The sequence below is a fragment of the Flavobacterium hankyongi genome (assembly GCF_036840915.1).
GTDB classification, from domain to species: Bacteria; Bacteroidota; Bacteroidia; order Flavobacteriales; family Flavobacteriaceae; genus Flavobacterium; species Flavobacterium hankyongi.
This window is the reverse complement of sequence record NZ_CP085725.1, coordinates 476351-489908: the sequence shown is the minus strand read 5'-3', so window position 1 is coordinate 489908 and position 13558 is coordinate 476351. Positions and strand designations below refer to the sequence as shown.

17 protein-coding genes are annotated in these 13558 nt (G+C 30.6%); 11 read left to right on the top strand and 6 right to left on the bottom strand.

Annotation, left to right across the window (positions count from 1 at the left end; all coding sequences use genetic code 11):
• Nucleotides 1-83: 83 nt before the first annotated feature.
• Entirely contained in the window at nt 84-1154 is a 1071-nt protein-coding gene (locus LJY17_RS02320) for a zinc-dependent metalloprotease (protein ID WP_264542260.1), read from the top strand.
• An 85-nt stretch (nt 1155-1239) separates the two neighbouring features.
• Here the strand turns inward: LJY17_RS02320 and LJY17_RS02315 are convergent, their stop codons facing one another.
• Both LJY17_RS02315 and LJY17_RS02310 read right to left on the bottom strand, forming a co-directional pair.
• A complete protein-coding gene (locus LJY17_RS02315) occupies nt 1240-1782 on the bottom strand; it encodes a DUF1697 domain-containing protein (RefSeq protein ID WP_264542259.1) in 543 nt (180 codons plus the stop codon).
• A 68-nt stretch (nt 1783-1850) separates the two neighbouring features.
• The gene (locus LJY17_RS02310; RefSeq protein ID WP_264542258.1) at nt 1851-2567 is read right to left on the bottom strand and encodes a hypothetical protein; all 717 of its coding nucleotides are present in this window, start codon (nt 2565-2567) and stop codon (nt 1851-1853) included.
• Nucleotides 2568-2696: 129 nt separating this feature from the next.
• On the opposite strand from LJY17_RS02310, the gene rlmD reads away from it, so the two are divergent.
• From rlmD to LJY17_RS02295, 3 genes are all read left to right on the top strand, one after another.
• Nucleotides 2697-4109 (top strand): 23S rRNA (uracil(1939)-C(5))-methyltransferase RlmD, encoded by a 1413-nt coding sequence (gene rlmD, locus LJY17_RS02305; protein WP_264542257.1) that lies wholly within the window; start codon nt 2697-2699, stop codon nt 4107-4109.
• Nucleotides 4110-4203: 94 nt separating this feature from the next.
• Nucleotides 4204-4707 carry a DUF6452 family protein gene (locus tag LJY17_RS02300; protein WP_264542256.1) on the top strand — a complete coding sequence of 168 codons (504 nt, stop codon included), beginning with the start codon at nt 4204-4206 and terminating at the stop codon, nt 4705-4707.
• Nucleotides 4688-5383, top strand: coding sequence for a DUF6048 family protein (locus tag LJY17_RS02295; protein ID WP_264542255.1), 696 nt, complete (start codon nt 4688-4690; stop codon nt 5381-5383). The genes LJY17_RS02300 and LJY17_RS02295 overlap by 20 nt, the downstream gene beginning before the upstream one ends.
• Nucleotides 5384-5416: 33 nt before the next feature.
• Here the strand turns inward: LJY17_RS02295 and LJY17_RS02290 are convergent, their stop codons facing one another.
• Nucleotides 5417-5650 (bottom strand): hypothetical protein, encoded by a 234-nt coding sequence (locus LJY17_RS02290; RefSeq protein ID WP_264542254.1) that lies wholly within the window; start codon nt 5648-5650, stop codon nt 5417-5419.
• 5 nt (nt 5651-5655) lie between these two features.
• Nucleotides 5656-6822, bottom strand: coding sequence for a THUMP domain-containing class I SAM-dependent RNA methyltransferase (locus tag LJY17_RS02285; RefSeq protein WP_264542253.1), 1167 nt, complete (start codon nt 6820-6822; stop codon nt 5656-5658).
• A gap of 108 nt (nt 6823-6930) precedes the next feature.
• Here LJY17_RS02285 and LJY17_RS02280 point away from each other — a divergent pair, with 108 nt between their 5' ends.
• The 6 genes from LJY17_RS02280 (at nt 6931) to LJY17_RS02255 (ending at nt 10831) form a co-directional block, all read left to right on the top strand.
• On the top strand, nt 6931-7704 hold the full coding sequence (locus LJY17_RS02280; RefSeq protein ID WP_264542252.1) for an SAM-dependent methyltransferase: 774 nt from the start codon (nt 6931-6933) through the stop codon (nt 7702-7704).
• A gap of 22 nt (nt 7705-7726) precedes the next feature.
• Nucleotides 7727-8410, top strand: a complete 684-nt coding sequence (locus LJY17_RS02275; RefSeq protein ID WP_264542251.1) for a ZIP family metal transporter — start codon at nt 7727-7729, stop codon at nt 8408-8410.
• Between the two features lie 71 nt (nt 8411-8481).
• The gene (gene murQ, locus LJY17_RS02270) at nt 8482-9294 is read left to right on the top strand and encodes an N-acetylmuramic acid 6-phosphate etherase (RefSeq protein WP_264542250.1); all 813 of its coding nucleotides are present in this window, start codon (nt 8482-8484) and stop codon (nt 9292-9294) included.
• Nucleotides 9295-9573: 279 nt separating this feature from the next.
• Complete coding sequence (locus tag LJY17_RS02265) at nt 9574-9798, top strand: DUF6095 family protein (RefSeq protein ID WP_264542249.1); 225 nt, start codon at nt 9574-9576, stop codon at nt 9796-9798.
• Entirely contained in the window at nt 9788-10363 is a 576-nt protein-coding gene (locus tag LJY17_RS02260; protein ID WP_264542248.1) for a DUF1572 domain-containing protein, read from the top strand. Before LJY17_RS02265 ends, LJY17_RS02260 begins: the two co-directional genes overlap by 11 nt.
• A 99-nt stretch (nt 10364-10462) precedes the next feature.
• Nucleotides 10463-10831: a DNA topoisomerase IV gene (locus tag LJY17_RS02255; protein ID WP_264542247.1), complete on the top strand. Its 369-nt coding sequence runs from the start codon at nt 10463-10465 to the stop codon at nt 10829-10831.
• On the opposite strand, the gene LJY17_RS02250 is transcribed toward LJY17_RS02255, so the two are convergent.
• Nucleotides 10828-11391 carry a hypothetical protein gene (locus LJY17_RS02250; protein WP_264542246.1) on the bottom strand — a complete coding sequence of 188 codons (564 nt, stop codon included), beginning with the start codon at nt 11389-11391 and terminating at the stop codon, nt 10828-10830. The two genes, LJY17_RS02255 and LJY17_RS02250, sit on opposite strands and share 4 nt — an antisense overlap.
• Nucleotides 11384-12319 (bottom strand): hypothetical protein, encoded by a 936-nt coding sequence (locus tag LJY17_RS02245; RefSeq protein ID WP_264542245.1) that lies wholly within the window; start codon nt 12317-12319, stop codon nt 11384-11386. The genes LJY17_RS02250 and LJY17_RS02245 overlap by 8 nt, the downstream gene beginning before the upstream one ends.
• Nucleotides 12320-12478: 159 nt before the next feature.
• Here LJY17_RS02245 and LJY17_RS02240 point away from each other — a divergent pair, with 159 nt between their 5' ends.
• Nucleotides 12479-13459, top strand: coding sequence for an SIMPL domain-containing protein (locus tag LJY17_RS02240; protein ID WP_264542244.1), 981 nt, complete (start codon nt 12479-12481; stop codon nt 13457-13459).
• The last annotated feature ends 99 nt before the right edge of the window (nt 13460-13558 follow it).

Genomic DNA, 13558 nt, shown 5'->3' with positions numbered 1-13558 from the left:
AGTTTGTTCATATTAAAATAAAACTAAATTAATATACAATTTTTCCTGTTAATTAATTTTGTAATCTATATAAAAAACATTTTATGAAAAAATTATTTTTAAAGTCAATGCCCTTTATGATGTTGACTAGTTTCCTTTTAACTTCATGTCAACAGGATGATGTAATTGATGACAAAACGGATGAAAACAAAACATTAACTGTTAATGCAAATGACCCTCAAGTTGTTAAGCTACTGGAAATGGGTTTCAAACTTGTTAATATTAAAGAGTTTGATGATTATTATCTTGTCGAAAATGATATGATATTCTACAAAAATGAAAATTACAATCAAAAGCAAGCCCATGGAAACAGATTAGTATACATGGATAAAGTTAATACGATGACTGTAAAAATTGATAATTCAATACCTGCAACTGGAAATTGGAGACAAGCCATAACCAATGCCGTAAATGACTGGAATAATATTGCTGATTGCCGTATCATTTTTTCAATAACAACCAATACCACTGCCGATATTTATGTGGTTAATGACCCTTCTATTTCTTCTCCATTAATCGCTGCTTTGCCATATGGAGGCAATCCTGGTTCACAAATTAAAATAAATTTAAATCATTCTAGTCTTATAGATCTTCCTGAATCAGGGAGAAAAAGAGCTGTAATGCATGAACTCGGACACACAATTGGATTTGTACACAGTAATGGAATAGCAAATGGAGAAGGTAACAGCCCTAATGGATATATTACAATTCCTAATACACCTTATGGAGGTGGCATATATATAGATGCTGATTCAGTAATGAATTCAAGTTTAACAACTGCAATTGGATTTTCTTCTTATGATTTAATTGCTTCAAAATATTTATACCCAGATACATACTCTATTAATGATTTGATAACTTTTCCTGTTGAAGGAACTAGAGAGGTTAATGGTGGTGGTGGCTTACATGCCTATTGGAAAGCCTCATATATCCCATCGGCAAATGTGAAAATTGAAGTTTTTAAAGAGGGAATATTAAAACAAACCTTAATTGTACCAAATACTGGATTTTCTTATTATGATACGTTTTCTTCAGGCTTCTATAAAGTCAAAATATCATCGGAGACAAATCCAAATTTGTATGATGAAGTGAATTTTGAATATTTTATGGATTAATTAAAAAATATTTTAAAATTTAGAAATAATTAAATCGGAATCATGTCTGATTCCGATTTAATTATTTATTATTCTTTTTAACTTATTATACGCTATACATCTCTAGCAGTTTCACAACTGTATTCCAATTTCGCATGGTTGCCTTTACATTGAGCTTTTTCTCTATATACTTTTGGTCAAAACGGGTCTTCCCTGCTCCAATGGCATATTTCACGTAAATTCTGTTTTTATCTATTACCGCTTCATCGGGTTTTACTTGACTCATTTTCAAATCATGAATACTGTTCTCACTTAACTCTTTGGAAATAAAAGTAAAATACAGTTTCTTGGTATCGGCTTCTTTTTCTTTCAGATACGGATTGTTGTTCAAACAGGCTTCCAAATCCTCTTTGGTAATTACAATTACAGGAACATCAAAACCCAATTGACTGAAAATTTCCTGTTTTATTTTAAAACCTACACTTGGACCATGTTCTTCTTCAGAATCAATAAATACATTTCCTGATTGAATATAAGTCTGCACATTCTGAAAGCCTGCTTTTTCAAGCAATGTTTTTAAAACATCCATCTTGATCATATTGTGGCCAGAAACATTGATTCCTCTAAGAAGTGCTAAGTGACGATACATAAACTATATAATTAATATACGAAGTTCGATAATTACAATTTCTTTTGCAACTCTTGTTTTTATATATCTTACTTGAACTCATTTCTTTTTTTTATCAAAAATTGTAGCAACTCCAATGGATCAGATTTCTCATTTAACAGTTGATAATTTTTATCTTCTTCACAAAATGCAAAGAACAATTCCAATTCGTCATTTTCTAATTTCAGGTTTTTACTTAAATAATCATCTGAAAACTTATTCTGAATAAAGTTTTTAAATGGAATTACTTTTTTATAAGATTCTTTATCTTTATTAGAAAATAATTTACCAACTAACTTGTAAGCTCCTTTACCTAATGCTATAAAATCTGCTCCATTTTGAATTTCACCAGTATAAACTCCTGTAACTTTTGGAGATAATTGCTCTTTGGCAATTTTTTCCATTTTTAAGGCATTATAACTTACATCGATTTTCATAGATGGTCCTCTAATTACTTCAACTTCTGTCAATTCTATTGCTTTTTTGTTTAAAAAAACTTCAATATTTTTGCTTAGATTATCTTTTGTAATTTCAATAGTTTTTTGAATATAATCTTTTAGATAAAACATCACTTTGTCATTCACATTTGCTTCAATTTGAAATAGACCATTTTCATCACTTTTTACAAAAATTTTATTTGAAGAATTAATTATTTCAACATTAGACAAAGGCATACTTCCACTTATTACTTTACCTGAGAATTTTGATTGTGCATTTACAAGGCTAAAAAAACAGCCAATTAGATATATAAAATAAAGTTTGTTCACCGCTTTCGTTTGTTTAAAGCTAAGTTAATTTTAAAGCCGTTTTTTATTACTAATTTTCTGTTAATTGAGTTTTTATTAACGAAGCTTAATAACTTTAAAAAAGAGTTCTCTTTTCATTATCTTTGCGCCATGGGAAGAAAACAAACAAAAAAAGTCGTATTCGAAAACGTAAAAGTCCTTGATGCAGGTGCAAAAGGCGTATCGGTGGCAAAAGCCCCAGAAGGTCAGGTAATTTTTATCTCTAATGTAGTACCAGGTGATGTTGTAGATGTACAAACCTTTAAAAAACGTAAATCTTATTTTGAAGGAAAAGCTATTAAATTCCATAGTTTTTCAGAACACCGCGTTGATCCAGTTTGTGAACACTTCGGGGTTTGTGGCGGATGTAAATGGCAAAACATGCAATACAGCCAGCAGTTACATTACAAGCATCAGGAAGTATTCAATAATTTAAAACGCATTGGTAAAGTAGAATTACCCGAATTTGAACCCATATTAGGTTCTGAAAAGCAGTTTTTCTACCGCAATAAAATGGAATTCGGTTTTTCATCATCTCGATGGATGACTCAGGAAGAAGTTGAAAGTGGTGCCGAACTAGATAATAAAAACGCAGTAGGTTTCCACATTCCTAAAATGTGGGATAAAATCCTTGATATTCAAAAATGTCACTTACAAGGTGATCCTTCAAACGATATCCGTAATGAAATTAGAAGTTTTGCCAATGAAAATGGTTTATCATTTTTTAACCCTAGAAATCATGAAGGGTTATTAAGAACTTTAATGATCCGTACAGCTTCTACTGGCGAATTAATGGTATTGATTCAGTTTTACGATAACAACAAAAAAGAGATTGAACAAGTAATGAATTTTCTATCGGAACGTTTCCCAGAAATCACTTCATTACAATATGTAATTAACCAAAAAGCAAACGATACCTTATACGATCAGGATATTATTCTTTTCAAAGGAAGAGATTATATTCTTGAAGAAATGGAAGGTTTGAATTTTAGCATCAATGCTAAATCGTTTTACCAAACAAACTCAGAACAAGCCTACGAATTATATTCAATAACACGAGAATTTGCAGGATTAACAGGTAGCGAACTAGTTTACGATTTATATACAGGAACAGGAACTATTGCACAGTTCGTTTCTAAAAAAGCAAAAAAAGTAATTGGTGTAGAAGCTGTTCCTGAAGCGATTGCTGATGCTAAAGAAAACGCAAAATGCAATAACATTACTAATTGTGAGTTCTTTGTAGGAGATATGAAGAATGTTTTCAACGACGAATTTATTGCCACACACGGTCATCCAGATGTAATTATTACTGATCCGCCACGGGATGGAATGCATGCAGACGTAGTGAAACAAATATTAAGCATCGCTCCTGAAAAAGTAGTGTATGTCAGTTGTAATTCGGCTACGCAGGCACGTGACTTGGCTTTAATGGATGAAATGTACAAAGTTACTCGTGTGCGTCCGGTGGATATGTTCCCACAAACACATCATGTGGAAAATGTTGTACTTTTAGAAAAAAGATGATTTTAGAATGATGTCTGAGGCATTCGAAGACAACATTCATTTGAAATTTGTTACCTTCGAGAACCTCAGGCAACATATATAAGATATTTAGATTATGAAAAAATTATTATTGTCTTTACTATTTACAATCACAGCAATTTTATTATGGAATTGTGAAAAAGATGATATTTGTGAAGATGGAACGCCTACCACTCCAAGAATGATTATCGAGTTCTATGATAACAATAATCCAACAACAAAAAAAACAGTAACGAATTTAGCTGTAGTCGCTCAAAATGTTACTGATACTTTATTATTTAATGGTGTAAGTAAAATTGAAATTCCGTTAAAGACAAATGCTGAAAATGTGATTTTTAATTTTGTGCATGATTCTAAAAACGCAACTGTTAGTTTAAGAAACACTGATGAAGTTATAGCCAATTATACTCGTAATGATGTTTTTATTTCAAGAGCATGCGGTTACAAAACAGTCTTTACATTAAATGATTCAAATGGGTTAGATTTTACTCCAGATAGTGATAATTGGATTAAAGAAATTGCTATTCAAAACCAAAACATTTTAAACGAAAACGAGGTTCATGTTAAGATATTCTTTTAAACTATTACTACTATTTTTGTCGATTGCTTCTTTTGCTCAAACTGCAAAAAAAGATACTGTTGTAAAAAAAACGGAACGATATGGTCTTCGTGTTGGAGTTGATTTATCAAAATTAGCTAGAACTTTCTACGAAAAAGATTATAAGGGATTAGAAATTGTTGGTGATTACAGATTAACCAAGAAAATTTACATTGCTGGTGAAATTGGGAATGAAAATAAAACAGTTGATGATGACAGAGTAAATTTTACTACAAAAGGAACTTATTTTAAAGTTGGATTTGATTCTAACGCCTATCAAAATTGGCTAGACATGGAAAACATGATTCACATTGGCCTTCGTTACGGTGTGAGTTCGTTTAGCCAAGAATTAAATACTTATAAAATTTACGATACTTCAAATTATTATCCTTTACAACCAGATGTAGTTTCAGGTAAAAAATTTGATGGTTTGTCTGCTCATTGGGCAGAAGTTGTTGCAGGAATGAAAGCCGAATTGTTCAATAATTTTTATGCTGGAATAAGTGTACGTTTGAATTATTTAGTTTCTGAGAAAAAACCCGAAAATTTTGACAACCTATACATTCCAGGTTTTAACAGAACTTATGATGGAAAATTTGGTGTAGGATGGAATTACACTTTGAGTTACTTTATTCCATTATACAAGAAGAAAAAATAATAAAAAATGCCTTCAAATGAAGGCATTTTTTATTTATTTAATCTCTTTTAATCCTTTGGTAAAAATCCATTGCATAAAAAGTTTTTCTCCGTCTTTAGTATTCACTGCTTGAAATTTAGGAGACAAAATAAGGCCAACTGCAAATGCAGTTAAAGGAATCCACCATCCTTCCAAATTTGTATAACTATCCACTAAATATCTTGTTCCAAAAAAGAATATTGCGAAACCAATAAAATTATATAGGAAAGCTTTTGTTTTTTTACTCATAATTTTTAGTTGTTATTTGATTCTTGGAATTTTGTTCTCTTACTTCCTGCATACATCTCATACTTCACCAAACGAGCTTCAAGTTTTCCGTTAAATAATTTAATTTTACGTGAAGGTTTTAAACCAACATATTTCAATGCTTCTAAGTTTGCTGTAATAAACCAAGCATTCGTATTAGAATAACTTTGTTTTAAGGTATCTCCTATTTCTCTGTAGAATCTTTCCAGATGTATATCTAAACGTTCACCATACGGCGGATTGAATACCATGTGCAATGGTCCTTGATTTTCTTTTTCGCTATCAAAGAAGTTACGCTCTGAAATCTTTACATATTCATCTAAGTTCGCATTACGGATATTGTCTTTTGCTTTCATTACTGCACTTGGCGCTTTATCATAACCAGTTATTGTATAATGGAATTCTTTCACTTTCTTCATTAGTGAATCCATAATTTGATCAAACAAATCATTATCCCAATCATTCCATTTTTCAAAAGCAAACTCTTTACGATTGATATTTGGAGGAATATTACAAGCAATCATCGCTGCTTCTGCTAAAATAGTTCCTGAACCACACATAGGATCCATAAAATCACAACTACCGTCCCAGCCTGACAATAACAACATTCCAGCTGCTAATACTTCATTAATTGGAGCAATATTTGTAGCAGTCTTATAGCCTCTTTGATGTAATGAAGAACCAGAAGAATCTAATGAAACCGAACATTGATCACGATCAATATGAATATTAATTCTTAAATCTGGATAATCTTTATCAATACTTGGACGTGAACCAAATTTCTCTTTAAACTGATCTACTATGGCATCTTTACATTTTTGAGCCACAAACTGTGAATGTTTGAAGTTATCAGAGTGAACTGTAGTATCAATTACAAAAGTCTGGTTCGAATTCATGTATTTTGACCAATCAATTCCTTGTATTCCTTTATATAAACTCGCTTCGTTAAAAGCTCTGAAATTATAAATTGGTTTTAATATTTTTAAAGCAGTACGCAACGCTAAATTAGCTTTGTACATAAATCCTTTGTCACCCACAAAGCTTACCATTCGGGTACCAATTTCTACGTTTTGTGCACCTAACTGCTGTAATTCTTTTGCTAAAATCTCTTCAAAGCCAAATAAAGTCTTGGCAATCATTTTAAAGTTTTCCATAAACTCGCTACTTTCCCACTAATAATTTACTAATTCCAATGAATCTTTAAATTTCAAATTGGAACAGGTTCGCAAAATTACTGTAAATTTGCATGTAAATTAGAATAAATGTCAGAAAACAATACTTCACAAGCAAACAACTGGTTCGAAACTTGGTTCGATTCTCCTTATTATCATATATTATACAAGGACCGTGACGATACTGAAGCGCAATTGTTCATGGATAATCTAACTCATTATCTTAATTTACCTGAAGAAGCTAAAATATTAGATTTGGCTTGTGGTAAGGGACGTCATGCTATTTATCTAAATCATTTAGGATATGATGTTACAGGTGTTGATTTATCTGAAAACAGTATTACAGAAGCTTCAAAATCAAGTAATGAATCGTTACACTTCAAAGTTCACGATATGCGTGTGCAAACAGAAGAAAAGTATGATGCCGTTTTCAATTTGTTTACCAGTTTTGGATATTTTGAAAATGAAGAAGATAATTTTAAAACTTTAGCAGCTATAAAAAATAGTTTAACCGAATACGGTTTTGCTGTAATCGATTTTATGAATGCAAATTATGTAATCGAAAATTTGGTTGCCGAAGAAGTGAAAACTGTTGATGGAATTGATTTCCATATCAAACGTTATGTAAAAGACGGGCATATTTTTAAGGAAATTGATTTTGAAGACACCCGAGCCGAAGGCGAACGGAGCGGAGCTAAAGGACAAAAATTCCACTTCACTGAAAAGGTAAGAGCATTAACCTTATCAGATTTTGAACTAATGATGGAAAAAGCAGATATTTATCTTTTAGACATTTTCGGAGATTATAAACTGCGTAAATTCTATAAAAATGATTCAGAACGACTGATCATGATTTTCAAATAATCTACAACTCATAATTGATTTTATGATTTATATAATTCCATTCTTATCAGTAGTATTAGGATACATAATTGCTACATTTTTACAACCCAAAAACAAAAAGAATCTCAAGCTATTATTAGCCTTTAGTGGTTCCTTTCTTTTGGCATTAACGGTTTCTCATTTATTGCCAGAAATATATAACGTAACTCATGTTATACCAGGCAAATTTGCACCTAGCGTTTTCATTATGATTGGAATTGTTTTCCAAATCATTTTAGAATATTTCTCGCAAGGAGCTGAACACGGTCATGTACACGGTCATAATAAAATGAATCACATTCCGTGGGCATTATTCATCAGTTTATGCTTACATGCTTTATTGGAAGGAATGCCTGTAAGCCAACATCATCATTTAGCTTGGGGAATTTCAATACACCACTTCCCTATTGCTATTATTTTGACCACATTTTTAATGCAGTCTCATTTAAATAAAGTTTCTCGATTAATTTTCATGATGGCTTTTGCATTAATGACACCGCTGGGAACATTACTCACAACAGATTCGAGCGCTTTATTGCAATTTCAAACTGAAATCACAGCCTTTGTTATTGGTATTTTATTCCACATCTCATCTACCATAATTTTTGAAAGTAGCGAAGGACACAAATTCAATATGGCTAAACTTACGGCAATTATTTTAGGAATTGTGCTAGCTTATTTTATGTAAAAGCAATAAACTTTAGGCAAACAGCTAAAAACTTTATAACTTTAAAACTCTGTCATCCAAAAATTTAAAAAATGGCTTTCACAAAAACCACCGAACAATCATCAAAATACGAGCATTTAGAACAAATGTCGGTTCATGATTTGCTAACCAACATCAACAACGAAGACAAAACTGTTCCTTTAGCAATTGAAAAGGCTTTACCTCAAATAGAAACTTTGGTTACTAAAGTGGTGGAACAAATGAAAAAAGGAGGTCGTTTGTTTTATATTGGTGCTGGGACTTCAGGACGTTTAGGAATTGTGGATGCTTCGGAATGCCCACCAACATTCGGTGTTCCTTTTGATTTGGTAATTGGAATCATTGCTGGAGGTGACATCGCTATCCGTAAAGCAGTCGAATTTGCTGAAGATGATAAAATCCAAGCATGGAAAGATCTTCAGGAATGGAATATCAATGAAAATGATGTGGTTATAGGTATTGCAGCTTCGGGAACAACTCCTTATGTAATTGGTGGATTAGAAAAATGCAACGAAAACAATATTGCAACTGGTTGTATAACTTGTAATCAAGGAAGTCCGCTAGCACAAACAGCTCAGTTTTCTATCGAAATAGTTGTGGGTCCTGAATTTGTAACTGGTAGTAGCCGAATGAAAGCTGGTACTGCACAAAAACTAGCATTAAACATGATTTCTACTGCTACAATGATTCAGTTAGGTCGTGTGAAAGGAAACAAAATGGTGGATATGCAATTAAGTAATGTGAAGTTGATTGACCGTGGCGTTCGTATGATTATGGGAGAAATTCCTGTAACTTATGAAGAAGCCGAAAAATTACTAAAAGAACACGGAAGTGTTAGAAAAGCTGTTGAAAACTATAAGGGATAATGAAATTGAATATATTATTTTCTTTTTTGGCCTTACTACCAATACTTTGGATAATAAACATCTTTATTCTAAAAAAATGGGAACATGTCTTTAAATATCTAATTTTAAATATTGTTGTTGCTATCACCTATTTTATTATTATTTTTTATTCAATGTCCAATTATTTTATAAATGATCAATACGGAATAGACAAAGTATTTTACTTTATACTTTTATTCATAATTCATACATTGCTAGCTTTTATTTTTGTTATATATTTTAAATATAAATCAACCAAGAATGTCAACTAATAAAGAAGTACTATACAAAGGAATTAAATATCTTGGATTCGCTTTACCTCTTATGTTTATAGGACCATCAGTAATTTTTAGCTCTTTTAAAAACCAAAGTCATCCCTTTTACATTCCTATTTTAGGGATTGGGATTATTTTGTGCTTACTGTCAATTTTTCTTATCTTTAAAGGAATACAAACTATAATGAAAAGCCTTTTTGATGGAAACTAATACTATTTTTTTAGAGAGTGTCAAGCGTTTGTTTTTATACTACAAAACATTGGCAGAAAAAGCAATTGATCAAGTAGAAGAAGAACAGCTATTTTTTTCTGCTAATGAAGATACAAACTCCATAGCTATTATTGTTCAACACTTAGCTGGAAATATGCTTTCTCGCTGGACAGATTTTTTAACGACGGACGGAGAAAAAGAATGGCGCAATCGTGACGGAGAGTTTGAAAAAAATTACAACACAAAAGCAGAACTTATGGCTTTTTGGGAAAAAGGATGGAATTGTTTGTTCAATGCTGTCAATTCGTTAGAGCCTAATCAACTTTCAGAAATAATATACATACGAAAAGAAGGTCACACGGTTATGGATGCCATTAACAGGCAACTTGCCCATTATCCATATCATGTTGGCCAAATTGTTTTTTATGCCAAAATGCTGAAAAAAACTGAATGGGATAGTTTATCGATTCCTAAAAACAAGTCTAATGATTACAATTCTGATAAATTCTCTAAAGAAAAAAGTATTCGTAATTTCACTGATGACGAATTAAATAAATTGAAATAATAGTCCTGATAGAGCCATTGTTGAAGCTCTTTTTGTAATATAACCTTTGGTTAATATTACAAAAAAGCGACTGGCGAAAGCAGGAAAAAGCTTCGAAAAATGAAAAAACTAATTGTACTATTTACCCTATCCCTAATTTCTTGCTATAATGTAGAAAGAGATTGCAAAGATTTTAAAATTGGTAAATTTGAATTTGAACAAGAAATAGATGGTAAGAAAATGAAATCTGTTTTTGAGCGTAATGACACATTACAAATTGAAACATTTAACGGAAAAACAGATACAGCAAGTGTTCGTTGGGTAAATGATTGTGAATATATTTTACAAAAAATACATCCAAAGAACATGCAAGAGAAAAAAGCAGTTCAGATTAAAATATTGAGTACCAATAAAGAAGGATATAAGTTTGAATATTCCTTTGTTGGTGACCCAAAAAAGCAGACAGGAACTGTAACCAAAATAGATTAATTGATATAAAAATCACCTATTCGCAATTCCCACACTCTTTTTTTGTTGGTCCCAAATTGTTTTTCCTTTTCAGATAGGTAAACTTTTTGAGAGGAGATAATTTCTTTTTTATTCTTAACATTTTGAATTTCTAAGACGTATTTCATTTCAAAAAAATTATTTTGAATTTCGTTGAGTTCAATTCTTGAAATAGCAAATTGGAGTTTATCTCTTTTTATACTTTCTAGAAACTGATCTATCGTTAGAAAATTTGGAGTATTACTATCAAGATATTGAAATTTGACATTATTATCAATAAAAAGCTTCTTTATTACGTTTTTAATTTCATTTGACGTAGTAGAATCGGTTTCTTTACTCCATAAATTTAAATAGGAATATAAATCATTAATCTTAGCTTTGGCTTGTTCTTTATAAGCATCTAAAACAATTGGACTAAAAACTTTCGAAATAGCAGCATTAGAGGCATAATCACTAGAAGTATGATTAGCATTCTGTGCAAATAAACCAATAGAAAACAACATCATAAAAACACCTATTCTCATCTTCACATTATTATTCATTTCCAATTCTTAAAAAAGAAATTTTTTGATCTGGATTACTTTTCAGTTCAATTATTTTCATCTTCTTAATCGAAGGCGTTGGTACTATCAACTTTTGTGAAAATTCTTCTTTATTAAAGTACTCAACTCCAAGATTGTTTTTTAACATAATCAACACTTCAACATCATCAGATAAAATCTTTTCCAACTGTTCCTTTCGTGTTTTCCAGTCCTTGATATCACTTTTCATAAAAGCGTTTAACATCATGGCATAATCATTAGGATATAAATCAATTACAGCTTCTGTATTTGTAGGTTCAATAGCTATTTCTTTTGATTTAAATAGCGGACTAGTGACCACTATTTTAGTTGGCTTTGTGACTTTTATTTTAGAATCTGATAAAATTATATTTGATTGGGTTGTATCTTCAATCTTAAATACTTTCACCTCATCATTAGAAAGTTTCTCGTTTGTGTAGACATTTTTAAATTCTAATTTTGTTTCTGTATTTTTATCATTAAACACAAAAAAATAAACACTTATAATTATTGCTAATCCTACCAAAAGAATTATAGTCTTCTTTTTATTACTACTACTTCCCTGTTTGCTTGATAGACTACGAGATGAATTTTCAGTAAAACTTTCATTAACATATACTGGAGCTAATTGATTAAACCTATATTCATCCCAACTTATTTTATGCACATACTTACATAAAATATCGAGCATATCTTTTCTTGGAAGCTTTTCATTATTCTCCGGTTTTAAATGCGTATAAATCCATTTTTCGCTAACCGTTTGTTTGGTTTCTTCAAAAATCTCGTCGATCAAATTCAATATGTCCTGTGAACTGAAGTTTTTCCAATTACCCACAAAATAAGGATAGCTTTCTTGATAACGAGAAAGCACCTCTTCTTTTAATTTATAAAAAGACTCCTTTTCAGTCATAAATAATTGAGTCGGTAAAAATAGTTTTATAATGATTTTTTTTACTGTAAAATCACTGTAAAACTATTGAAAATAATTTACAAGCAATATACAACCCTTTTGCCAAACTTGACTTTTAAGTGTGCACTATGTTTGCTTCATAATTTTAAAAAATCAATTATGAAAACAAAACTTTTCTTAGCAGCAATCATTTGTGCAACCACTAGTACTAAAGTATTAGGTCAACATTCAGGCAATTACAATTCAACTGGAAACTCAGGTTCTACTTATAGTAACCAAAATATACAAACCATTCCTACTTCTTATAGTGATGAAAACGAAATGACTATTACTATTAAAGGTATATACAATGAAAAAGCAACCTATCAGCGAGCAGTTTTCAGCATATTACAAATTGGCAAAACAGCGGAAGAAACAAACAAATTAATGGATGAAAGGATTAATAATACAATTACAAGACTAAAAAACTTAGGCAATGAAATTGATGTTGTAATAGATTTTATCTCTTTCATACCCAGTTATGACTATGAAGTACAAAAGAAAATATTTAACCCTAAAACCTATAACGAAAAACCTTCGGGATTTGAATTAAAAAAGAATCTTATTGTTAAATTTAAGAATACAAATGATCTCAATAAAATAATAAGTATTTGTAGCCAAGAGGAAATATATGATCTTGCCAAAGTAGATTATATCACTACAAATATTGATCAAATTAGAAACATACTTCACGAAAAAGTTTTACAAGAGTATAAAAGATTATTAGCCGAATATTCATTTATTATGAACGTTGATTTATCAAAAAAGAAGAAAAAGATAATTGATGCTTCTAATACAATCTATCCAATGGAAAGTTACAAATCCTACAGTGCCTATAGTCAAGCCGCTATCAATTTTAGTCAAAACTCACAAGTAAACAATATCAAGAAAAACAACACTCAATTTTATGATGGTGCAATGTTAAAAACCCATTCATTTGTAATTAATCCAGAAATTACCGAGCCTGCTATTCAACTTTTCTACGATTTAACAATCAAAATAAAACTTAATGAAGATCATTTGCCTAAAAATACCATACAAGTAAACAACAAATACTATATAATAACACCAACAGGTACTATAAAAGCATTGATATTATAATTACTGCTGATAAAAATTTTAAATGTTAAATTGGAGTTTATAAGTCAATAACGAAAAAAATAAATACTTTTGGGGTGAAAATAATTTTCTGTTTGTAAC

Excerpts from the sequence above, each read along its gene's own strand:
- LJY17_RS02320 (WP_264542260.1), top strand. The coding sequence starts at position 84 with ATGAAAAAATTATTTTTAAAGTCAATGCCCTTTATGATGTTGACTAGT.
- LJY17_RS02315 (WP_264542259.1), bottom strand. The coding sequence starts at position 1,782 with ATGTATCGTCACTTAGCACTTCTTAGAGGAATCAATGTTTCTGGCCAC.
- rlmD (WP_264542257.1), top strand. The coding sequence starts at position 2,697 with ATGGGAAGAAAACAAACAAAAAAAGTCGTATTCGAAAACGTAAAAGTC.
- LJY17_RS02300 (WP_264542256.1), top strand. The coding sequence starts at position 4,204 with ATGAAAAAATTATTATTGTCTTTACTATTTACAATCACAGCAATTTTA.
- LJY17_RS02295 (WP_264542255.1), top strand. The coding sequence starts at position 4,688 with ATGTTAAGATATTCTTTTAAACTATTACTACTATTTTTGTCGATTGCT.
- LJY17_RS02290 (WP_264542254.1), bottom strand. The coding sequence starts at position 5,650 with ATGAGTAAAAAAACAAAAGCTTTCCTATATAATTTTATTGGTTTCGCA.
- LJY17_RS02285 (WP_264542253.1), bottom strand. The coding sequence starts at position 6,822 with ATGGAAAACTTTAAAATGATTGCCAAGACTTTATTTGGCTTTGAAGAG.
- LJY17_RS02280 (WP_264542252.1), top strand. The coding sequence starts at position 6,931 with ATGTCAGAAAACAATACTTCACAAGCAAACAACTGGTTCGAAACTTGG.
- LJY17_RS02275 (WP_264542251.1), top strand. The coding sequence starts at position 7,727 with ATGATTTATATAATTCCATTCTTATCAGTAGTATTAGGATACATAATT.
- murQ (WP_264542250.1), top strand. The coding sequence starts at position 8,482 with ATGGCTTTCACAAAAACCACCGAACAATCATCAAAATACGAGCATTTA.
- LJY17_RS02265 (WP_264542249.1), top strand. The coding sequence starts at position 9,574 with ATGTCAACTAATAAAGAAGTACTATACAAAGGAATTAAATATCTTGGA.
- LJY17_RS02260 (WP_264542248.1), top strand. The coding sequence starts at position 9,788 with ATGGAAACTAATACTATTTTTTTAGAGAGTGTCAAGCGTTTGTTTTTA.
- LJY17_RS02255 (WP_264542247.1), top strand. The coding sequence starts at position 10,463 with ATGAAAAAACTAATTGTACTATTTACCCTATCCCTAATTTCTTGCTAT.
- LJY17_RS02250 (WP_264542246.1), bottom strand. The coding sequence starts at position 11,391 with ATGAATAATAATGTGAAGATGAGAATAGGTGTTTTTATGATGTTGTTT.
- LJY17_RS02245 (WP_264542245.1), bottom strand. The coding sequence starts at position 12,319 with ATGACTGAAAAGGAGTCTTTTTATAAATTAAAAGAAGAGGTGCTTTCT.
- LJY17_RS02240 (WP_264542244.1), top strand. The coding sequence starts at position 12,479 with ATGAAAACAAAACTTTTCTTAGCAGCAATCATTTGTGCAACCACTAGT.